Source organism: Streptomyces sp. NPDC050617 (assembly GCF_040654795.1).
In the GTDB taxonomy this organism is placed as follows: Bacteria; Actinomycetota; Actinomycetes; order Streptomycetales; family Streptomycetaceae; genus Streptomyces.
The window spans coordinates 21,113-40,866 of record NZ_JBFAIS010000041.1 but is presented as its reverse complement, the minus strand read 5'-3'; the positions used below and the strand labels follow the sequence as shown (position 1 = coordinate 40,866).

General features: G+C 73.3%; 20 protein-coding genes. 10 read left to right on the top strand and 10 right to left on the bottom strand.

Annotation, left to right across the window (positions count from 1 at the left end; translation table 11 throughout):
- Nucleotides 1–156: 156 nt before the first annotated feature.
- The 3 genes from AB0I49_RS35245 (at nt 157) to AB0I49_RS35235 (ending at nt 1,484) form a co-directional block, all read left to right on the top strand.
- Nucleotides 157–684, top strand: coding sequence for a MarR family transcriptional regulator (locus AB0I49_RS35245; protein ID WP_363231292.1), 528 nt, complete (start codon nt 157–159; stop codon nt 682–684).
- A gap of 78 nt (nt 685–762) precedes the next feature.
- Nucleotides 763–1,236: a sigma factor-like helix-turn-helix DNA-binding protein gene (locus tag AB0I49_RS35240; protein ID WP_363231291.1), complete on the top strand. Its 474-nt coding sequence runs from the start codon at nt 763–765 to the stop codon at nt 1,234–1,236.
- The gene (locus tag AB0I49_RS35235; protein WP_363231290.1) at nt 1,233–1,484 is read left to right on the top strand and encodes a hypothetical protein; all 252 of its coding nucleotides are present in this window, start codon (nt 1,233–1,235) and stop codon (nt 1,482–1,484) included. Before AB0I49_RS35240 ends, AB0I49_RS35235 begins: the two co-directional genes overlap by 4 nt.
- 110 nt (nt 1,485–1,594) lie before the next feature.
- Here AB0I49_RS35235 and AB0I49_RS35230 read toward each other — a convergent pair whose 3' ends face one another.
- Complete coding sequence (locus tag AB0I49_RS35230) at nt 1,595–2,761, bottom strand: cystathionine gamma-synthase (RefSeq protein WP_363231289.1); 1,167 nt, start codon at nt 2,759–2,761, stop codon at nt 1,595–1,597.
- A gap of 178 nt (nt 2,762–2,939) precedes the next feature.
- Here AB0I49_RS35230 and AB0I49_RS35225 point away from each other — a divergent pair, with 178 nt between their 5' ends.
- Entirely contained in the window at nt 2,940–4,046 is a 1,107-nt protein-coding gene (locus AB0I49_RS35225; protein ID WP_363231288.1) for a hypothetical protein, read from the top strand.
- A gap of 82 nt (nt 4,047–4,128) precedes the next feature.
- The gene (gene msrA / locus AB0I49_RS35220; protein WP_363231287.1) at nt 4,129–4,806 is read left to right on the top strand and encodes a peptide-methionine (S)-S-oxide reductase MsrA; all 678 of its coding nucleotides are present in this window, start codon (nt 4,129–4,131) and stop codon (nt 4,804–4,806) included.
- Nucleotides 4,807–5,019: 213 nt separating this feature from the next.
- Here msrA and AB0I49_RS35215 read toward each other — a convergent pair whose 3' ends face one another.
- Entirely contained in the window at nt 5,020–5,505 is a 486-nt protein-coding gene (locus AB0I49_RS35215; protein ID WP_363231286.1) for a hypothetical protein, read from the bottom strand.
- Between the two features lie 373 nt (nt 5,506–5,878).
- Complete coding sequence (locus tag AB0I49_RS35210; RefSeq protein WP_363231285.1) at nt 5,879–6,445, bottom strand: class I SAM-dependent methyltransferase; 567 nt, start codon at nt 6,443–6,445, stop codon at nt 5,879–5,881.
- Nucleotides 6,446–6,499: 54 nt separating this feature from the next.
- Between AB0I49_RS35210 and AB0I49_RS35205 the strand changes: the two genes are divergently transcribed.
- From AB0I49_RS35205 to AB0I49_RS35195, 3 genes are all read left to right on the top strand, one after another.
- A complete protein-coding gene (locus tag AB0I49_RS35205; protein ID WP_363231284.1) occupies nt 6,500–7,273 on the top strand; it encodes a helix-turn-helix transcriptional regulator in 774 nt (257 codons plus the stop codon).
- A gap of 105 nt (nt 7,274–7,378) precedes the next feature.
- Nucleotides 7,379–8,149 (top strand): MerR family transcriptional regulator, encoded by a 771-nt coding sequence (locus AB0I49_RS35200; protein WP_363231283.1) that lies wholly within the window; start codon nt 7,379–7,381, stop codon nt 8,147–8,149.
- A gap of 3 nt (nt 8,150–8,152) precedes the next feature.
- The gene (locus AB0I49_RS35195) at nt 8,153–9,457 is read left to right on the top strand and encodes a glycosyltransferase (RefSeq protein ID WP_363231282.1); all 1,305 of its coding nucleotides are present in this window, start codon (nt 8,153–8,155) and stop codon (nt 9,455–9,457) included.
- 282 nt (nt 9,458–9,739) lie between these two features.
- Here AB0I49_RS35195 and AB0I49_RS35190 read toward each other — a convergent pair whose 3' ends face one another.
- Nucleotides 9,740–11,068 (bottom strand): DUF2786 domain-containing protein, encoded by a 1,329-nt coding sequence (locus AB0I49_RS35190; protein ID WP_363231281.1) that lies wholly within the window; start codon nt 11,066–11,068, stop codon nt 9,740–9,742.
- A gap of 194 nt (nt 11,069–11,262) precedes the next feature.
- On the opposite strand from AB0I49_RS35190, the gene AB0I49_RS35185 reads away from it, so the two are divergent.
- Complete coding sequence (locus AB0I49_RS35185; protein ID WP_363231280.1) at nt 11,263–11,913, top strand: GNAT family N-acetyltransferase; 651 nt, start codon at nt 11,263–11,265, stop codon at nt 11,911–11,913.
- 113 nt (nt 11,914–12,026) lie between these two features.
- Here the strand turns inward: AB0I49_RS35185 and AB0I49_RS35180 are convergent, their stop codons facing one another.
- Together AB0I49_RS35180 and AB0I49_RS35175 are read right to left on the bottom strand one after the other, a co-directional pair.
- On the bottom strand, nt 12,027–13,277 hold the full coding sequence (locus AB0I49_RS35180; RefSeq protein WP_363231279.1) for an Ig-like domain-containing protein: 1,251 nt from the start codon (nt 13,275–13,277) through the stop codon (nt 12,027–12,029).
- Nucleotides 13,278–13,664: 387 nt separating this feature from the next.
- Nucleotides 13,665–13,979, bottom strand: a complete 315-nt coding sequence (locus tag AB0I49_RS35175) for a hypothetical protein (protein ID WP_363231278.1) — start codon at nt 13,977–13,979, stop codon at nt 13,665–13,667.
- 111 nt (nt 13,980–14,090) lie between these two features.
- On the opposite strand from AB0I49_RS35175, the gene AB0I49_RS35170 reads away from it, so the two are divergent.
- Entirely contained in the window at nt 14,091–14,444 is a 354-nt protein-coding gene (locus tag AB0I49_RS35170; RefSeq protein ID WP_363231277.1) for a hypothetical protein, read from the top strand.
- Nucleotides 14,445–14,522: 78 nt separating this feature from the next.
- On the opposite strand, the gene hutH is transcribed toward AB0I49_RS35170, so the two are convergent.
- From hutH to AB0I49_RS35150, 4 genes are all read right to left on the bottom strand, one after another.
- The gene (gene hutH, locus AB0I49_RS35165; protein WP_363231276.1) at nt 14,523–16,067 is read right to left on the bottom strand and encodes a histidine ammonia-lyase; all 1,545 of its coding nucleotides are present in this window, start codon (nt 16,065–16,067) and stop codon (nt 14,523–14,525) included.
- A gap of 64 nt (nt 16,068–16,131) precedes the next feature.
- Entirely contained in the window at nt 16,132–17,232 is a 1,101-nt protein-coding gene (locus tag AB0I49_RS35160) for a GGDEF domain-containing protein (RefSeq protein WP_363231307.1), read from the bottom strand.
- Nucleotides 17,233–17,417: 185 nt separating this feature from the next.
- A complete protein-coding gene (locus AB0I49_RS35155; RefSeq protein WP_363231275.1) occupies nt 17,418–18,212 on the bottom strand; it encodes an enoyl-CoA hydratase-related protein in 795 nt (264 codons plus the stop codon).
- A 391-nt stretch (nt 18,213–18,603) separates the two neighbouring features.
- Entirely contained in the window at nt 18,604–19,680 is a 1,077-nt protein-coding gene (locus AB0I49_RS35150) for an adenylate/guanylate cyclase domain-containing protein (RefSeq protein WP_363231274.1), read from the bottom strand.
- Between the last annotated feature and the right edge of the window lie 74 nt (nt 19,681–19,754).

The following is a 19,754-nucleotide window of genomic DNA, read 5'->3' as shown; positions in this document are numbered from 1 at the left end:
AGTCTCGCAGCTCGCCCCTCCTGCGACCGCTGCGGCCCGTGCGTAACCATTGGTTTGCGCAGCGCTGGTACGGGCGGCCCGTCGGCCGCGTACTGTGTCCCCCATCCTCAGCCCACCGCACGAAGTGAGCCTCCGGCCATGCCCACCCCTTCGGACATGACGACAACCGCTGCGACCCGGGGCGCGACCCCCGGGTCAGAGACCACCGCGGCCATCGACCCCGTCGTCCTCGACGCGCTCCAGCACCAAGTGGCCGTCTTCGCGCGCCGGGCGGAACAGACCCGCCTGGGCGGCGTCGGCCAGGCCCGCAACTCCATGGACCGCGCCGCCTATCTGCTGCTCAACCGGCTCGACCAGGAAGGTCCGATGGGCGTCAAGGCGCTCGCCGCGGGCATGGGCATCGACTCCTCGACGGTCACCCGTCAGGTGGCGCCGCTCGTCGACTCCGGCCTGGTCAAGCGGACCTCGCACCCCGAGGACGGCCGCGCCGTCGTCCTCCAGCTCTCGCCGCGCGGCCTCGCGCGGCTGGAGGAGGTGCGCACCTCCCGGCGCGAGCTGATGGCGATCGTGACGGACGAGTGGACCGAGGAGGAGCGGAACGCCTTCACCACGCTGCTCACCCGGTTCAACGCCTCGCTGTCCGTCATCCACACCGCGCTCCCCCAGGAGCCGCCGGCCTCCTGACCCGGCCCCCGGACCGCCCCGTCCGGCCTCTTGACCCGGTGCGCGGCCTGCCGTGTGCTTGAGGGCACGGGAGGCACGGTGGGAGAGCGGCAAGCGGCACGGGAACGCCGCCGCGCCCGGGAGTTCGAGGCATTCGTCGGGGGCGCGGGCGGCCGGCTGCTGCACGCCGCCGCGCTGCTGACCGGCGAGGAGGAGCCGCACCGCGAGGCCGCCGAGCGGCTTCTCGTGGCCGCGCTGGCCCGTACGTACGCGGACTGGGACCGGCTGCGCGGCGAGGACCCGTACGACCGCACCCGCCAGGAGCTGGCCGCCCGCTTCGCGCACGCCGCCTGGCACCGCCGGCCCGCCCGTACCGGCGTGCTGGGGCGGCTCTCCCGGCAGGAGCGCCTGGTCCTCGTCCTGCGGCTGTACGAGGGCGTGGCCGAGGAGCAGACCGCGGCCCAGCTGGGCCTCCCCGTGGAGCGCGTGCGGGTCCTGTGCACCCGAGCCGTCGCCGCGCTGCGCAGCACCGCCCCCGTGCCCGGCCGGCGGGCCGAGATGGCCGCCCCGTGAGCGTCCACGACCGCAAGGAGGACGAGGTCCGCCGGATGCTGGACACCCCGCATCCGGTGGTCCGCCCGGAGCTGGCCCAGCAGGCCGCCGAGCGCGGCCACAGGCTGCTGCGCCGCCGCCGGGCGCTGCGGCGGCTGGGATGGGTGCTGCTGGCGGTGGCCGTGGTGGCGTTCTGCGTGTGGGCCGCGCTCGTACAGCCGTGGGTGGCGCCGCCGTCGGACACCGCGCCCCCTCTGGAGGGGTGGTGAGCGCGTCGGCCTTCGGAGGGGGTGAGCGCGTCGGCACGCCCCCGGCGCCATACGGCGAAGGGCCCCGGCTCGTACGAACCGGGGCCCTTCGCGTTCCGTGCGTTCCCGCCTCAGCCCAGCGCGCGGGTGAGGTCGGCGAGCAGGTCGTCCGCGGACTCGATGCCCACGGAGAGGCGCACCAGGTCGGCGGGGACCTCCAGGGCGGAGCCCGCGGTGGAGGCGTGCGTCATCCGGCCGGGGTGCTCGATCAGCGACTCGACGCCGCCGAGCGACTCCCCGAGGGTGAACAGCTCGGCGCGGTTGCACACCTCGACGGCCGCCTCCTCGCCGCCCGCGACCCGGAAGGACACCATGCCGCCGAAGGCGCGCATCTGTTTGGCGGCGGTCTCGTGGCCGGGGTGGTCCGCCAGCCCCGGGTAGTAGACCTGGGTGACCTTGGGGTGCGAGACGAGCAGTTCGGCGATGCGCGAGGCGTTGGCGCTGTGCCGGTCCATGCGGACGGCGAGGGTCTTGATGCCGCGCAGGGTCAGCCAGGAGTCGAAGGGGCCGGAGATGGAGCCCATGGCGTTCTGGTGGAAGGCCAGCTCGTCGGCGAGGGCGGTGTCGGAGGTGATCAGGGCGCCGCCGACGACGTCCGAGTGGCCGCCCATGTACTTCGTCGTGGAGTGCACGACGATGTCCGCGCCGAGCGCGAGCGGCTGCTGGAGGTAGGGGCTGGCGAAGGTGTTGTCGACGACGAGCCGGGCCCCGGCCGTGCGCGCGACGTCGGCGACGGCGGCGATGTCGGTGATGCCGAGCAGCGGGTTGGAGGGCGTCTCGACCCAGACGACCTTCGTACGGGGGCGGATCTCGGCCCGTACGGCGGCCGGGTCCGAGGTGTCGGCGACGGACCACTCGACGCCCCAGCGCTCGACGACCTTGGAGAAGAGGCGGAACGTGCCGCCGTACGCGTCGTTCGGGATGACGACGTGGTCGCCGGGGGTCAGCAGGGTGCGCAGCAGGCAGTCCTCGGCCGCGAGCCCGGAGGCGAAGGCGAGGCCGCGGCTGCCGCCCTCCAGCGCCGCCAGGTTCTCCTCCAGCGCGGTGCGGGTGGGGTTGGCACTGCGGCTGTACTCATAGCCGCCGCGCAGTCCTCCCACACCGTCTTGCTTATAGGTGGAGACTTGGTAGATGGGCGGAACGACCGCGCCGGTCAGCGGGTCGGCCTCCTGCCCGGCGTGGATCGCGAGGGTTTCGAAGCTCTGGACCGGGTGCGGCTGTGAGTGCTTGTCGCTCATTGACCCGAGGGTAGTACCCCGCATCCCGGAACACTCCTGTTCACTTGTCACCGGGGGATGAACGATCCGCCGCCTTCGTCCGTTGAACGATTCCGCCCCCGCACATCAGCTACATACCAGCTATCAGCCCGCCCTACGACGACGCCCCTCCGCCTACGACCACCCAACGGGACGCCCCATGGAGTTTCTGTTCATCCTGATCGCCCTCGTCATGATCTGCGGGGTCGTCGCGGTCCCCGCGATGCGCCGCAGGCGTGCCGGACAGCAGGCCGTACAGGGCGCACGGCTCGCGACCGACCCCGAGGGGGCGTACGGGTTCGTGCCGACGCCCCAGCTCGACGTGCGGCTGCCCGGCCCGGACCCGGAGCTGCTCGCCGCGCTCGACGAGGCCCGCCGCACGCAGGACTGGCAGCCGGCGGCGCGGCTCCTGGCCGGTACGGACACGGCGGGCGAGCTGCGCTGGCAGCGGGTCCAGACGCTCGCGGGCGCGGCGGCGATGGAGCTGGCCGAGGCGCCCGGCACGGGCGGCATGTGGCTGCGCCACTGGCGGGTGGTGGCCCCGAAGGACCCGGGCGGCGCGGCGGTGCAGGCGCAGTTCCTGCTCCAGCAGGCGCTGCGGGACCCGTCCTCGCAGGACTACCGCATGATCCTGGAGGAGGCCCGTACGGTCTGCGGCGAGGCGGCGCTGCTGGCGCCCGGCGACCCGGTCCCGTACATCGTCGAGCTGGGCGTCGCGCGGGGGCTGGGGGCGACCGAGGCCGAGTTCCAGTCCGTATGGGAGACGGTGATGGCGCGCGCGCCGCACCACATGGGGGCGCACCTGGTGGCGCTGCGCTACTGGAGCGCGGCGTGGCACGGCTCGGCGGAGCAGGCCGACGCCTTCGCGGAGCGGGCGGCGGGGTCCGCGCCGGAGAAGACGCTGCTGCCGGCGCTGCCGCTGTTCGCGGTCCACGACCACCTTCCGGACGTCAACCTGGTGCGCGGCCTGTACCGCGGTGCGGTGGTGTCGCGGGCGATCGACGGGGCGCTCTACGCCGTCCAGCAGTCCCCCTCCGACCATCCGGTACTACCGCACGTACGCCATTTGCTGGTGTGGTTCCTCGTCCGTGCGGAGCGTTATGGGGAGGCGATGGAGCAGCTGCGGCGGGTCGACGGGCATGTGGGCGCGGTCCCGTGGTCGTACGGGGCGAGCCCGGCGGCGGAGTACGCGACGTACCGGGCGCTGGCGGTGGCGGGCTGGGAGGCGCAGGGCGGCAGCCCGGCGACGCTGCCGCCGCGGAGCTGACCCCCGCGGGGGCGCCGGAATGCCTCCACGAGCCGAAGCGTTGTTCCCACAGAGCCCGCCTGTCCGGTCCAGAGGAGCCTCCATGCTGTTCCACCGCAACAAGAACCACCTCCCCACGCCGGAGGAGGCGCTCAAGGGCCGCCCCGAACCGGCCTTCACCCTGACCGGCCGGCACACGGTCCTGGACACGCCGCTGACCGGCCCGTACCCGGAGGGCCTGGAGACGGCGGACTTCGGCCTCGGCTGCTTCTGGGGTGCGGAACGCAAGTTCTGGCAGGCGCCGGGGGTGTGGACGACCCTGGTCGGCTACCAGGGCGGACACACGCCGAACCCGTCGTACTACGAGGTGTGCAGCGGCATGACGGGCCACACGGAGGCGGTCCGCGTGGTCTACGACCCGGCGGTGACGTCGTACGCGGCGCTGCTGAAGATCTTCTGGGAGTCGCACGACCCGACGCAGGGCTTCCGCCAGGGCAACGACACCGGCACGCAGTACCGCTCGGCGGTCTACACCCACACCCCGGCCCAGGCCGCCGAGGCGGAATCCTCCCGCACGGCCTACCAGGCGGCCCTCACCGCCTCGGGCCACCCCGCCCCCATCACCACGGAAATCCTCCCCGCCGACGGCCGCCCCTTCTACCCGGCCGAACCGGAACACCAGCAGTACCTGGACAAGAATCCTGCGGGCTACTGCGGCATCGGCGGCACGGGGGTCTCCTGCCCAGTCGGCGTGGCGGGGGCTTCCGCTCCGGACGCCTGAGGCCGACGCCTGAGCCGATCGTCTGAGCCGGGCGTCTGCCCCGGTTGTCTGAGCCGGTCGCCCGGGTCCGACACCCGAACCGGCCACCTGAGCCCGACGCCCGAGACGCTGACGCCCCCGCGACGACGTGAGTCGCGGGGGCGCTGCTACGTCCGGAGGTCTGGCCTCATCCGAAGATCGGGGCGCGTCCGAAGGCCGGGCCGGGTCCGAAGGTCAGAACTCGAAGGGCCCCGGCGACTGGGTCGACGTGGCGTTGCAGGTGGCGGTGACGCCGAGGACCACTACCTTCAGGGTCTTGGCCTCCAGGCTGTCGCCGGCCGCGACCTTGCCCTTCAGGGGGCCGGTGGAGACTTCGGCGCCGGCCGGGATGGCCGGGTTGGAGTTGCCGGTGAAGGTCTTGGCGCCGGAGCCGTGGTTGGTCATGGTGAGGGTGGATTTGACGGAGTTCGCCCCGAGGTCGATGGGCGACGTGATGGCCTTGGTGGACAGGCTGATGGTCGCGTTCGTCCCGCTGTGGGCGGCGGTGAGCTTCGCCGAGCCGGAGCCGAACGCTCCGCACTCGAACGAGATCGTGGCCGTGTCCGCCGTCACCGCGCTCGCGGCCGGAGCGGTCACCAGCGCGCCGATGGCCAGCGCGCTGACGCCGAGGGCCGTGCCGATGCCGTACCCGACGTGTCTGTTGCGTATGGCGTGTCTCATGGGGTCCCGCCTCCATGTGGGGTGTACGGGCTGACGTCGCCGGCCGCCGCCGCGCGGGCTGCGGGCGCACCGCATGAGTGGGCATGAGGGGCCGCACCGCCGCCGCCTCGGGGCGCACATCTCCCCTTGTGGCGGACACATCTGACGGGCAGTCAGCGACGATGGCCCATTGCGACACGGCCCCCTGGAGAAAACAAGGCCGATCCCATGATTTTTGTCATGGTACGAACAATGACGCAGTGGGCCTCCCCCGTCGGGCCCACTGCGCCTCGCCCCACCGCCCGCCGCTCAAGCACGGCTCGCGGCTCGTGGCGCACGGCACGCGGCACGCGGCACGCGGCACGCTAAACACCGCACGCGAAACACGGCACGCTCAAGACCGCCGCGCCCGGAACCGGAAGCTCCCGACACCCGTCGTGATCTCCGGCTCGTCGAAGCCCGCCGCCCGCAGCCGGGCGGCCAGGGTCTCCACCGGGACGACCACGCACGTGTCCCGGATATGGATCATCCGGAACCGCCACCCGCCCAGCGCGTCGCACCCCGCGAAGACCCCGCCCGGCCGCAGCACCCGCCGGGCCTCCGCGAAGAGGCGGTCCTGGAGCGCCGGCGACGGCACGTGGTGGAGCATCGTGAAGCAGACGACCGAGTCGAACCGCCCGTCGGGCAGCGGCATGTCGGCCCCGTCGCCGTGGACGACCTCGGCCCGGTCCCCGTACCGGTCGACCAGCCGCTTCGCCGAGTCGCGGTCGACCTCCAGAATGGTCAGGCGCTCGGCGAGACGCAGCAGAACGTGGGTGGTGGCGCCGTACCCCGGACCGATCTCCAGGGTCTCGGAGCCGAACTCGACACCCTCCAGGGCCCAGGGCAGCAGCTGGTCCTCGACGGCGCGGGCCCACCTGTCGGAGTTGCATACGCGGCGGTGAATGAGGTTCATGGGCATGTGACCAGGCTAGGGAGCCGGTACGGAGCCGAATACGGGGTGGAGTGACAACTCATGTCGCGAGAAGGACAGTTGGTGCCGCCGGGCGGGAGCGCCATCGTCGTCGGCAGTTTCGCGATGAGCGACGGCCAGTGGTTCGAGCGCCATCAGCACGGCGCGCACCAGCTCGCCTGGGCGCGCAGCGGCGTCTGCGCCGTACGGACCTCCGACGCCACGTGGGTGCTGCCGGCGTCCATGGCGCTGTGGATACCGGCCGGCACCACGCACTCCACCGGCGCGGTCCGCGCCGCCCTGCTGCGCAGCCTGTACTTCTGGCCCGAACGCTGCCCGGTCCGCTGGGAGTCGCCGCAGGTCGTGGCCGTATCGGCGCTGCTGCGCGAGCTGATCTGCCACCTCGCCGAGGACGGCCTCGACGCCGCCGCCCGCGGCCGCGCGGAACGCGTCGTCCTCGACCAGCTCAGGCCGGTGTCCGTGGCGACCGTACGGGCCCCGATGCCCGACGAGCCCCGCGCCCGGCGCGTCGCGCGCGCCCTCGTCGCCGACCCCGCCGACGGACGCTCGCTGGCCGAGTGGGGCCAGGTCGTGGGGGCGAGCGGGCGGACCCTGGCGCGGGCCTTCGTGACCGATACGGGCATGACGTACGGGCAGTGGCGCACCCAGCTGCGGCTACAGGCCGCGATGCCGCTGCTCGCGGCGGGCGCGACGGTCGCCTCCGTCGCCCACCGCGTCGGGTACGGGTCCCCGAGCGCCTTCGTCGCGGCCTTCCGGCGCAGCGTGGGCGTACCGCCGGGGCAGTACTTCGCACCCGGTGAAAGCGAACCCGGCTGAAGCCAATCCGGCTGAAGCCAATCCGGGCGCCCCGCCCTCCGGCGCCTCCGCTTGACCCTCACCCCACGTCAGGCCGCAGCCTGGGCTGCGACGAAAGGCGATCCCATGAGTTATTCGGTCGGGCAGGCAGCCGGCTTCGCGGGGGTGACGGTCCGCACCCTGCACCACTACGACAAGGCCGGGCTGCTGACCCCGAGCGACCGCAGCGCCGCCGGGTACCGGCTCTACAGCGACGCGGACCTGGCGCGGCTCCAGCAGATCCTCTTCTACCGGGAGCTGGGCTTCTCCCTGGAGGAGACCGGCGCCGTCCTGGCCGGACCGCAGGACGACGTCCTCGACCGGCTGCGCTCCCGGCACCGGCTGCTGAACGAGCAGATCGCCGGACTCCAGCGGCTCGTCAAGATCGCCGAGCGCGCCATGGAGGTCCGGCGTACGGGCGTCGAGCTGACGCCCGAGGAGCGGTTCGAGGTGTTCGGCGAGGTCGCCCCCGACCTCAGCTACGCCACGGACGCGCACCTCAAATGGGGGCACAGCGCGGGCCACCAGGAGTCGATCGCCCGCGCCGCCGCGCACACCAAGGAGGACTGGCGGCAGCTGATGGCCGAGGCCGCCGCGTGGCGCGAGCGGCTGCTCGCCGCCTTCGACGCGGGCGCGGCGCCCGACGGCGACCCGGTCATGGAACTCGCCGAGGAGCACCGCCTGCACATCGGCCGGTGGTTCACGCCCTGCCCGCCCGAGATGCACTGCCGCATCGCCGACGACTACGTGGCGGACGCCCGCGCCTTCGCCCTCGTCGTGCCGGCCTCCGAACAGCGGCCCGGCCTGGACCGGTTCCTGCGCGCGGCCGTCCACGCCAACGCCGGACGGGGGGCCTGAACCATGAAGGTGCTCATCTTGGCCGCCGGATCGCGGGGCGACGTCGCGCCGTACACGGGCGTCGGGGCGCGCCTGCGCGAGGCCGGGTACGAGGTGGCGCTCGCGACGCACGGTACGTACGAGCCGCTGGTACGGGCGAGCGGGCTGGAGTTCCGGTCGCTGCCGGCCGATCCGAACGGCGGGGGATCGGACAGTGGACGCGGGGGCAGGGGCGGCGAGGGTTCGGAGGACGGCGGCGGCGGCGCGGCGAACGGCAGAGATACCGAAGGCGGTTCCAAATCCCTGCTGCGCAAGGCGTCCGCCTTCATCCAGGAACTGGGCCGAGGCATCGCGGACGCCGTCGCGCAAGGCGCGGATCTGCTGCTCCTGTCCACCACGACGGCCCCGCTGGGATGGCACGCGGCGGAGGCGTCGGGAATCCCCTCCCTGGGCGTGTATCTGCAACCGGTGGCGCCCACCGGCTGCTTCCCCCCTGTCGTCGGCGGCACCCGCTCCCTAGGCCGCTGGGGAAATCGGGCCGCCGGCCGGGTCTCCTTGCGCGTGGTCGACCGTCTGCACGCGGCGGCGGCACGCGACCTCCGCGACCGCCTGGGCCTGCCCGCCGTCCCGCCGGGCGCGATGCGCCGCCGCCAGGAGGCGGCGGGGTGGCGGATTCTGCACGGTTTCAGCGAGACCCTCGTGCCGCGCCCGGCGGACTGGCGGGAGGGCTTGGAGGTCGTCGGCAACTGGTGGCCCCACCACCCGGCCGGGGCCCGGCTCCCGGCGGAAGTCGCCGACTTCATCGGGGCGGGCCCGCCGCCGGTGTTCATCGGCTTCGGCAGCATGGCGGGCGGCGACGGCGAGCGGCTGTCCGGCCTGGCCGTACAGGCGCTGCGCGCGGCCGGGCTCCGGGGCGTCCTCCAGGCGGGCGCTGCGGGCCTCTCCGCGTCGTCCGCCGCCGCCCATGGCGACGACGTGCTGACGGTCGGGGACGTGCCGCACGCCCCGCTCTTCCCGCGGATGGCGGCGGTCGTGCACCACAGCGGCGCGGGCACGGCGGCCGCGGGGCTGCGGGCCGGGGTGCCGGCGGTTCCCGTGCCGGTCATGGCCGACCAGCCGTTCTGGGCGCGACGCTTGACGTCACTGGGCGCTGCCACGGCGCCGATCCCCTTCACGGAGCTGACCGCGGACCGCCTCGCGGACGCCTTGCGCTCGGCGGTGACGGACGCCTCGTACCGGGCCGGGGCCGCGCGGGCGGCGCTCGCGGTCGATGCCGAGGACGGGGCGGGGCGGGTGGCGGCGGCGGTGAAGGCCGCGGTGGGCGGGTAACGCGGGGCCGTCCGCAGCCTCTCCGGCCGGCGAGGGGGCACCTCTTGGGCGGGCCGGGAGCCGGCCGGGGCGAACAAGGGCGAGCCGAGGCGGCCCGTCAGCGGGCCAGGCAGCCGCGAGCGGACATCCACAGGGCGGCGACTATCTTCCTCGGGCTCCCGCGCCCAGCCTGGCGGTTCCTCTTCTCCGCCGCCGATCTCCGCCGCCGATCTCCGCCGCCGACGGATCGGGCGAACCTGCGGCGGCTGCGGGCAGAGCGCCACGCGATGCCCCGACCGCGGCCTACCTCCGGCGCAGCACCGCCGCGTCCGCCGCCGCCCTGCCGTGCGCCCAGCCCTCGGCGTCCCGGCCCTTGAGGCGATGGGACGTCGTGGCCGGGAAGAGGCGTTCGGCGCTCTCGCCCACGGCCACGTCGCGGGCGGCGAGGACCGGCAGGGCCTCGCTCGGCTCCTCCGCGGCGACTTCCTCGGCGGCGGTGACCAACCGGTCGCGGATGCGGCCCGCGTAGGCGATGAGGAAGGACTCCCGGAAGTCGCGCGTACGGCGCGAGCGGCCCCGCGCGTGGTGTTCGTCGCCGGCCCGGCGCATGGCGGCGGTGGCCTGGACGAGCAGCGAGGCGTACATCAGCTCGACGAGTTCGAGGTCCGACGCGAAGCCGACGACCGTGGAGAAGTCGAACTCGGCCGACCAGACCGCACGGCAGTGATTGGCCTCGGCGACCGCGTCGAGCAGCAGCGCCTTCGCCGGCTCGTACGGGCCCTCGACCCCGATCCGGCAGGCGTCCGGCCCCTCTGCCGCATCCCCCGGAAGCCCCGAACCCGCCGCCTCCGCGGCCAGCAGCGCCGCGTCGATCGAGTGCCGCGCCATCAGCTCCTGGGCCTTCGCGGAGAGCGCCTCCGCCTCCTCCGCGAACTCCGTCGACTCCGCCTTCGCCAGCAGCGCCCTGACCCTGCCGAGCAGCCGCGGCCCCGCGGCGGCGCCGTCCGGAGCCGGTATGGGCCGGGGCCGGGCGGCGGTCCCCGGCGGGGGTCCGACCGGTGTGATCCGGGGCAGCCGGGCGATCCGCCGCAGCGCTCCGAGCACGCCCGCGACCGTCTCGAAACGGCTCAGCCGCTCCCGCCCCGCGAGGCTCTCCAGATAACTCCCGTCACCGCCACCGTCGCAGTCACTGTCGTCGCCGTCACGGTCGTCGCCGTCGCCGTCCCACCAGACCGTCGCCGCCCCCACCGCCGCCAGCTGCTCAGACCAGCGGGCGTCGAGCGACCGCGGCGGATAGCGGCGCGCCTCGGCGGCGATGGCGTCGCAGACGAACCGGCCGGTCGCGGCGTCCGGCTCGCGCCGCATCAGCCGGACGACGTCCGCGGGCTGCCAGCCGTACTCCCAGGCGCGGCGTACGAGCTCCTCGGCGGCACCCAGCAGCGCCCGGCTCACGGCCCGCGGCCCGGCGGGCGCGGCGGCCAGCGTGGAGGCGGCGGCGTCGAGCGCGTCGTCGAGGCCGTCCTCGGGGACGGCGGCGAGGCCGCGCAGCGCGTCCCGTACGGTCTCCAGCAGCTCGGCCGCCTCCTGCCGCTCCCGCCCGCCGCCACCGCTGCCGCTGCCGCGCTTGCTCACGTGCTGTGCCCCGCTCGTCTCTGGTCGTTCGCGTAGACCCCTATTCTCCCGTGCGGGCCGGCCGGGTCGGACGCCGCCCGGACACCGCCGCCCGGACACCGCCGCCCGCACGCCGCCGCCCGGAGGCCGCCACGAAGCAGCCCCCCGCACAGCCCCGAAGCGGCGGGGCCCGGGGCCGCTCGTAGGCTGACCGCATGCCGACCACACACCCCGTCGCCGACGGCGACGCCTTTCAGATCACCGCGGTCCTCGCCGGCGCCTTCGCCGCCGATCCGGTCATGGGCTGGTTCTTCCCGGAGACCGAGTTCCCGGACGAGCAGGCCCGTATCGAGTGCCTCGCCGCGTTCTTCGGGACGCTGCTGGAATTCCAGTACGGGCCCTACGGCGCCTGCGAGGTGGCGAGGCCGGACGAGGGCCTGAGCGGCGGGGGCTCCGGCCCGGTGGCCGCTGCCGCCCTGTGGACGCCGCCGGGCTCGCCCGAGTTGTCGGAGCAGACCGAGCAGGCGATGGGGCTGCGGATGGTGGAGCTGATCGGCGACCGGCTGGACCGGCTGGTCAGCGCCTACCGGCGGCTGCGCGAGCACGTCCCGGACACGCCCCACTGGTACCTGGGGGTGCTGGGCGCCGACCCGGCGTTGCGGGGCGGCGGGTACGGCGCGGCGCTGCTGCGCTCGCGGCTGGCGACGTGCGACGCGGACGGCGTTCCGGCGTATCTGGAGGCGTCGAAGGAGGCCAATATCGGCTACTACGAGCGGTTCGGCTTCGCGATACGCGGCGGGGCCGCCGGGGTCGAGCTGCCGGACGGCGGCCCGGTGGTGTGGCCGATGTGGCGCGAGCCGCGCTGACGGCCCTGGGCCCCTCCACCGCCGCACACCACTCCACCACCACCAACCACAGAGCGGCGGCCCGCACGAAGTCGTGCGGGCCGCCGCTCGGCGGAGAAATCAGCGGGACGGGATCAGGCGCCCGTGGCGCTGCCCGCCACCCAGTTGTCCCAGCTCATGTTCCAGCCGTTGAGGCCGTTGTCCGGCTGGACCAGCTTGTCGTCGGAGCCCTTGACCGTCACCACGTCGCCGACCATGGAGTTCGAGAAGAACCAGGAGCCGGGGGTCGAGGAGTCGTTGCCGCCCTGGGCGTCCTGGAGGCCGACGCAGCCGTGGCTGGTGTTGGCCGTGCCGAAGATGCCGTGGCCCCAGTAGTTGCCGTGGATGAACGTGCCCGAGTTGGACAGGCGCATCGCGTGCGGCACGTCCTTGATGTCGTACTCACCGCCGAAGCCGACCGTGTCGCCGTTCATCCGGGTCTCCTTGAACTTCTCGGAGATCACCATCTGGCCGTTGTACGTGGTGTGGTCGGGCGAGCCCGCCGAGATCGGGATGGTCTTGATGGTCTTGCCGTCCCGGACCACCGTCATCTGGTGGGACCGCGCGTCGACCGTGGAGACCTGCGAGCGGCCGATCTTGAAGGAGACCGTCTTCTGCTGGACGCCCTGGACGCCCGGCGCGGACTCGACCTTGTCGAGGTCCATCTTCATGGTGACGGTCGAGCCGGCCTTCCAGTACTCCTGCGGGCGGAAGTCGAGGCGCTGGTTGCCGAACCAGTGGCCGACGACCTTCTGGCCGCTGGTGGAGTTGACCGTGATGTGCGACTGGACGGCCTTCTTGTCCTTGATCGGCTTGTCGAAGTTGATCGACACGGGCATGCCGACGCCGACGGTGGAGCCTTCGTCCGGGGTGTACGTGCCGATGAAGCTGTTGGACGGGGCGACCGTCGTGAAGGACGAGTTCTCGGTGGCCTTGCGGCCGTCGGAGTCCTGGGCCTCGGCGGCGATCTTGTACGTGGTCTGCCGCTCCAGCGCCTTCTTGGGCGTCCAGGAGGAGCCGTCGGAGGATATGGACCCCTCGACCGGCTCGCCCTTCTCCGTGGTCATGGTGACCTTGGTCAGCTTGCCGTCGGAGACGGTGACCTTGCCGCCGGTGTTGATGCTCGCGCTGGAGGAGCCGTTCTTCGACGCGATCTTGATCTTCGCCTTGGAGGCGTCCTTGGCCGCGGCCTCGTCGACCTTGCTCTGCGACTTGCCGTGACCCGCGTCACCGCCCTTGTCGTCTCCCCCGCCACAAGCGGCGAGGGTCAGTACGCCGCCGAGCACAGCGGCCGCGGCCACGAGGCCCTTACGGCGCTTGCCGTACGTCATCACACGCTTCTCCATTACTGCTGATCCCCAACGTCCCCGATCCGCATCGAGGGGCACGCCCGCTTTGCGGTCACCCAGTAGAGAACGCCTTCACCGATTCAGCGGTTCCATTCGTCGCGAAAGTGTGGGGAAGCCCACTCAAACGAAAGCCCCGGCTCCGCAACCAGCGGAGCCGGGGGCCTGATATAGGCGCTCTACGGGCGAAGGAAGAGGATTTCTCCCCGAATAATCCTCTTCCCCTCCCAGATCTCACCATGCAGTGATTCGTCCAACCGTCCAGCCGTCCAGTCGCCCGTCCGTCCAGCCGTTCATCCCGCGCGGCTGGACGGCCGACCGTCCGGGCCGGCCCTGGTCGTCCTCTCAGCCGTCCTCAGCCGTCCCCGTCCTCAGCCGTCCCCGTCCTCAGTCGTCCTCGTCGTCGAGCGCCCACTCCCTCGACTCGGGGTCGTAGTCGATCTGCTCGCTGCTCCACGACGCCTGGGTCAGCTCGACCCCCGGCACCTCCCTGACCACGTCGACCGGGTCGACGAGATAGGCCAGCGCCTCCGCCGCGTCGGAGGAGACCGAGGCGCGGGCGTGCCCGCGCTCGTCGTCGTGGAGCGATCCGTCGCCGTCGACGCGGTCGAGGGCGGCCGCGGTCAGCTTGCCGGAGTCGTTGACCTCCAGCACCAGCTCGACCCGAAGTCGTACAAACCGTGATGACTCATCTGTGCTCATGCCCGGAGCGTAAGGGCAGGCGGAACCGCGACTTCCAAACGACCCGCGGGTATCACTACCATCGGAGGCTCGCCTCCCCAATCGCCGCCATCTCAAGGGAGATTCATTTCCGTGACCGCACGCCGTCCGCTGCTGACCGCCGCTGCCGCGGGCACGCTGCTGTGCGCGTTGTGGTTCGTACCGTCCGCCAAGGCGACGGCCGAGCACACCACCCCCACCCAGCACAGCCACCGCTCCACCACCAGCGTCCCCGCCTCCGATTCGAAGACCTCGCTCGACGCCGCCGGACCCGCGACGGCCGCCGAGCCCGCCGCCATGAAACAGGCGAGCGGCGATCTGGCCCTCGCCGACACCGGCAGCGTCGACACCACCCCGTATCTGGTCGGCGGGATCGGCTTCCTCGGCCTCGGGGGCGCGCTGGTCACCGCCGCCGTCCGTCGTACGCGCCTGTCGGACGGCTGCTGACCAGGCACCAGGCACCAGGCACACCCCAGCCGCGCCGAACGGACTACGGGCCCCCGGCCCGTAGTCCGTTTTCGCGCGTTACGCCAGCGGCCCCGTCACCGTCTCGGCCGCCTCCGTGAGCTTCCCGGACCGTACGAACTCGTGCGCGGCCGCCAGGTCCGGCGCGAGGAAACGATCCGCTCCGGGGCCCTCGACCCCCGCCGCCCGTACGGCCTCCAGCACGGCGCGCGTCGCGGGCGCGGGGGTGAGGCCCGTGCGCAGCTCGATGGCGCGGGTGGCGGCGACGAGCTCCACGGCGATGATCCGGGCGAGATTGTCCACCGCCGTACGGAGTTTGCGCGCGGCCGACCAGCCCATGGAGACGTGGTCCTCCTGCATCGCGGAGGACGGGATGGAGTCCACGGACGCCGGAACGGCCAGCCGCTTCAACTCGCTGACCAGGGCCGCCTGCGTGTACTGAGCGATCATCAGGCCGGAGTCCACGCCCGCGTCGTCCGCGAGGAACGGCGGCAGGCCGTGCGAGCGGTTCTTGTCCAGCAGCCGGTCGGTGCGGCGTTCGGCGATCGAGCCGAGGTCGGCGGCGGCGACGGCGAGGAAGTCCAGTACGTACGCGACGGGCGCGCCGTGGAAGTTGCCGTTGGACTCGACGCGGCCGTCGGGCAGGACCACCGGGTTGTCGACGGCGGCGGCGAGTTCGCGGTCGGCGACGAGCCGGGCGTGGTCGAGGGTGTCCCGGCCGGCGCCCGCGACCTGCGGGGCGCAGCGGATCGAGTACGCGTCCTGGACGCGCGGCGCGTCGTCCTGCTGATGGCCGATCAGCCCCGAACCGGCCAGCACCGCCGACATGTTGGCGGCCGAGGCGGCCTGGCCGGGGTGCGGGCGGATGGCGTGCAGCTCGGCGGCGAGCACCTTGTCGGTGCCGAGCAGGGCCTCCATGGAGAGCGCCGCGGTGATGTCCGCGGAGGTGAACAGCCGCGCCAGGTCCGCGCAGGCCATCACCAGCATGCCGAGCATGCCGTCGGTCCCGTTGAGCAGCGCGAGCCCCTCCTTCTCGCGCAGTTCGACGGGGGCGATGCCGTGCTCGGCGAGGAGTTCGGCGGCGGGCCGCACCGTGCCGTCGGGGCCCTCCGCCTCGCCCTCGCCCATGAGCGTCAGCGCGCAGTGCGAGAGCGGCGCGAGGTCGCCGGAGCAGCCGAGCGAGCCGTACTCGTGCACCACGGGCGTGATCCCGGCGTTGAGGATCGCGGCCATCGTCTCGACGACCAGGGGGCGTACGCCCGTACGGCCGGAGGCGACGGTCTTCAGCCGCAGGAACATCAGGGCCCGCACGACCTCGCGCTCGACGCGCGGCCCCATGCCGGCGGCGTGCGAGCGGACGATGTTGCGCTGGAGCTGGGCGCGCAGGTCGGGGCTGATGTGCCGGACGGCCAGCGCCCCGAAGCCGGTCGAGACGCCGTAGACGGGGTCGGGCTTGGCCGCGAGGTCGTCGATGACCCGGCGGGCGGCGGCGACGGCGGCCAGCGCCTCGTCCGCAACCTCGATCCGCGCCGCGCCGCGCGCCACGTCGATCACGTCCTGAGCCGTCGTACCGGAGGCCCCCACCACCACAGTGTGCATATCCATATTCAGGCACCCTAAAGACTGAATCGTGAGCTGTCACCATCCGCACGGAACCGGACGCGGCGGCTCAGGGGCGGCGCCCCCGGAAGCGGCGGCGCTCGGCGGGAGCGCCCTCGCGCGGGGTGTCGGCGAGCCGCACCACCGGGTCGTCCGCGCCCCCCTCGCGCCCTGCCACCACCGGCTTCTCGGACCGCGCGGCCTTCGCCCGGTACTGCGCCGCGTCCGCCAGCCGGAACAGCCGGCGCGCCGACCGTACGGGCCCGATCGGGTCCCCGGTGGAGGCGACCCCGCACGCGACGCCCTGGCCCAGCTCCAGGTCGCCCGCGCGGCGGCACAGCTCATCGGCCACCCGCACCACCTCGTCCGCCGTCGGCCCCACCGACAGCAGGCAGAACTCGTCCCCGCCCAGCCGCGCCGCCAACGCGTCCGGCAGCATCGCCCCGCACAGGGAGAGCACCGAGCTGAAACGTTCCAGCAGGCTGTCGCCCACCGCGTGCCCCAGCGTGTCGTTGACCCGCTTCAGCCCGTTCAGATCGCAGACCAGCAGGCTCACCACCGCGCCGGTGTCGCGGTGCAGCTCCACGGCCTCGTCCAGCCGCGCGTCCACCGCGCGCCGGTTGGCGAGCCCCGTCAGCGGGTCCTCGAAGGCCAGCTTGCGCACCTCCTCCAACCGCTCGGTCTGCGCGATCCCGGCCGCCGCGACCGCCGCCAGCACGGTCGCGAAGTCCGCGTCCCGCCCGTCGAAGACCGGCTCGCCCACCGCCCGCGCCACATACAGCTCGCCCCAGGCCCGCCCGTGCAGCACGATCGGCGCGACCACGCAGCAGCCGCGCCCCCGCCGCCGCAGGGCGTCCGCCCGGTGATGGCGGTACGGGCCGGGGCGCGCCGCGCCGCCCTCCGCCGACTCCACCCAGGCGTGCGGCTCACCGCCGCTCACCCACTGCTCGTGCAGGAACTCCGCGACCTCCGGGAAGTCGTGCACGGGGTACGACTCCTCCGCCGGGAACTCCTCCTCCCCCTCGGCCCGCTCCCCGTCGTTCACGAGCACCCGCAGCCGCCCCCGGTCCCGCTCCCACACCGACACGGCCGCGAACGAGCCGCCCAGTGCGCGCCGCGCCCCGCCGGCCGCCGCGCGCACCGAATCGCGCGGAGTGTGCGCCGCCGCCATGGCCTGCGCCAACGCCACCACGGCCCGCAGCCGCGCACCGCCTCCGTCGCCGTCCCCGTCGCCCGTCACGCTCGCCTCACATTCCGTAACCGTGTGCACGCTCTGCACCCAGCGTAAGAATGCCGCCACCAATCCGCTTTACGGGGGTTTGGTCGGTTTTGTTGGCGTTTAACGGATTTTGGCGATCAGGCGCCGGGCCACTCGGGCGACCGCTTCTCGTTGAAGGCCGCCACGCCCTCCGTCCGGTCCCCCGAGAACGCCACCGTGCGCCAGGCGGCGTCCTCGACCTCCAGGCCGGTCCGCAGGTCCAGTCCGTGGCCGAGGCGCAGCGCGCGCTTCGCGGCCCGCAGGCCGACCGGCGAATTGCGGGCGATCCGCTCCCCGAGCGCGAGCCCCGCCTCGCGGGCCTCGCCGTCCGCGACGAGATCGTCCACGAGACCGAGGTCCAGGGCCTCCTCCGCCGGGACCCTGCGCGCCGAGAAGATCAGTTCGGCGGCGCGCGCCGCGCCCACCCGCCTCGGCAGCAACTGAGTACCCCCGCCGCCCGGAATCACACCCACGGACACCTCCGGCAGCCCCACCACGGCGCTCGCGTCGGCCACGATCACATCACACGACAGCGCCAGCTCGAACCCGCCGCCGAGGGCGAAACCGTGCACCGCGGCCACGGTCGGCATCGGCAGCTCCAGCACTCCCGTGTACGCGGCGCGTGCCACCGGCCGGTGCCGGCCGAGCTCCGCGTCCGTGAGCGCGTTGCGCTCCTTGAGGTCCGCGCCCACGCAGAACGCGCGCTCGTGCGTGGAGGCCACCACGACGGCCCGTACGTCCTGGTCGGCGGCGAGGGCGTCGGTGGCCTGGGTGATGCAGCGGGCCATCTCGGTGGAGATGGCGTTCATGGCCTTGGGGCGGTCGAGGACGAGTTCGGCGACGTGCCCGTGGCGGCGGATGGCGATCCAATCGCCGTAGCGCTGCTCATTCATGCCAGTGCCCTTCGGGTGTTAACGGCCGTAAACGTATGGGCGGATCATCGCAGGGGGTGCGGGGTTGTGGCCATGGGCCGCCGGCTGCCGCCTTGGCGGCGTCGCCGCCAGCCTCCCCCTCGGGGCTCCGCCCCGGACCCCGGTCCTCAAACGCCGGACGGGCTGGATCGGGCTGGCCTTACAGTCCTGGGCCTCAGTCCTCAAACGCCGGACGGGCTGGATCGGGCCGGCCTTACCGTCCTGGACGGTGTCGCGATGCTCCCCTCGGGGCTCCGCCCCGAACTCCGGTCCTCAATCGCCGGACGGGCTGGATGGGCCGGCCTTCCCCTCCCGGGCCTCAGTCCTCAAACGCCGGACGGGCTGAATGGGCCGCCCATCCCGTCCCAGGGGATCAGCCCCTCCTGCTCAGCAGCCACGGTTCCACCACGCCCAGCCCTCGTACCGGGCGTTGCCACATCGGCTGGAGGGCGAAGCGGTAGCCGGGGTCGGCGCCGTCGCGTTCCTTGGCGGCCAGGGCTTCTTCCGCTTCGGAGATGGGGGCGTCGCCGGTCCGGGAGAGTTCCTCGGCGAAGGCGCCGTCGACCAGGACCGCGTCCTTGGGAGCTATCGACGTGAGCCGGCTCGCCAGGTTCACGGTCGTGCCGAAGACGTCGCCCATGCGGGTCGTGACCGTGCCGAAGGCGATGCCGACGCGGAGCTCCGGCATGGTGTCGTCGTTGGTCATGGTCTCGATGAGGCGCAGGCCGATCTCGGCGGCGATGCCGGCGTCGTCGGCCGAGTAGAGCACCTCGTCGCCGAGGGTCTTGATGAGCCGGCCGCCGTGGGCGGCGACGAGGTCGGCGGCCGTGGTCTCGAAGGCTTCGACCAGTTCGCCGAGTTCCTCTTCCTCCAGCCGCCGGGTCAGCCGGGTGAAGCCGACGAGGTCCGCGAAGCCGACCGCCAACCGCCGATCGACCATTTCCGCGTCGTCCTGCGCCTGCACCACACGGCCGGTGGCGGCGGCCAACTGCCGCCGCCACACATAGACGAGGAATTCCTCTAGCTCCGGGAGGAGCAGCTCGATGAGCGGGTACGTCATCTCCGTACGCGTCATGCCCGGTTCCTGGGGCTCCGTCAGGCCCTCCAGGAAGGAGTCGATCTGCCAGTCCGCCAGCCGGGCCGTCGTCTGCCCGGTGGACCGGGCGACCTGTACGGCCATGGGCTCGCTGAGCAGCCCGGCCTCCACCAGGCCCGCGAGCCGTCGCAGCGCCAGGACGTCCGCCTCGGTGAGCGCCTTGGCCTGGCCGATGTCGGCGAAGCCCATGGCGCGCCAGAAGCGGGAGGCCAGCTCCATGGAGACGCCGGCCGCGCGGGCCGCCTGGAAGGGGGTGTAGCGCCGCTCCGCGCCGAGGATCAGCTGTTCCAGGCGCAGGGCAAGAGGGTCGTCGTCCCCCTCGGCGGCGGCGCCATCCGCGTCGTCGACGGTCACCGCCCGCCCCCTGTCCGATCCGTGCGCACTGCCCTGCCGATCACTGTTCGCCCGTGCTCCGTGCCTGTACCGCG

Excerpts from the sequence above, each read along its gene's own strand:
- AB0I49_RS35245 (WP_363231292.1), top strand. The coding sequence starts at position 157 with ATGACGACAACCGCTGCGACCCGGGGCGCGACCCCCGGGTCAGAGACC.
- AB0I49_RS35230 (WP_363231289.1), bottom strand. The coding sequence starts at position 2,761 with ATGAGCGACAAGCACTCACAGCCGCACCCGGTCCAGAGCTTCGAAACC.
- AB0I49_RS35225 (WP_363231288.1), top strand. The coding sequence starts at position 2,940 with ATGGAGTTTCTGTTCATCCTGATCGCCCTCGTCATGATCTGCGGGGTC.
- msrA (WP_363231287.1), top strand. The coding sequence starts at position 4,129 with ATGCTGTTCCACCGCAACAAGAACCACCTCCCCACGCCGGAGGAGGCG.
- AB0I49_RS35215 (WP_363231286.1), bottom strand. The coding sequence starts at position 5,505 with ATGAGACACGCCATACGCAACAGACACGTCGGGTACGGCATCGGCACG.
- AB0I49_RS35210 (WP_363231285.1), bottom strand. The coding sequence starts at position 6,445 with ATGCCCATGAACCTCATTCACCGCCGCGTATGCAACTCCGACAGGTGG.
- AB0I49_RS35205 (WP_363231284.1), top strand. The coding sequence starts at position 6,500 with ATGTCGCGAGAAGGACAGTTGGTGCCGCCGGGCGGGAGCGCCATCGTC.
- AB0I49_RS35200 (WP_363231283.1), top strand. The coding sequence starts at position 7,379 with ATGAGTTATTCGGTCGGGCAGGCAGCCGGCTTCGCGGGGGTGACGGTC.
- AB0I49_RS35195 (WP_363231282.1), top strand. The coding sequence starts at position 8,153 with ATGAAGGTGCTCATCTTGGCCGCCGGATCGCGGGGCGACGTCGCGCCG.
- AB0I49_RS35185 (WP_363231280.1), top strand. The coding sequence starts at position 11,263 with ATGCCGACCACACACCCCGTCGCCGACGGCGACGCCTTTCAGATCACC.
- AB0I49_RS35180 (WP_363231279.1), bottom strand. The coding sequence starts at position 13,277 with ATGGAGAAGCGTGTGATGACGTACGGCAAGCGCCGTAAGGGCCTCGTG.
- AB0I49_RS35175 (WP_363231278.1), bottom strand. The coding sequence starts at position 13,979 with ATGAGCACAGATGAGTCATCACGGTTTGTACGACTTCGGGTCGAGCTG.
- hutH (WP_363231276.1), bottom strand. The coding sequence starts at position 16,067 with ATGGATATGCACACTGTGGTGGTGGGGGCCTCCGGTACGACGGCTCAG.
- AB0I49_RS35160 (WP_363231307.1), bottom strand. The coding sequence starts at position 17,232 with ATGGCGGCGGCGCACACTCCGCGCGATTCGGTGCGCGCGGCGGCCGGC.
- AB0I49_RS35155 (WP_363231275.1), bottom strand. The coding sequence starts at position 18,212 with ATGAATGAGCAGCGCTACGGCGATTGGATCGCCATCCGCCGCCACGGG.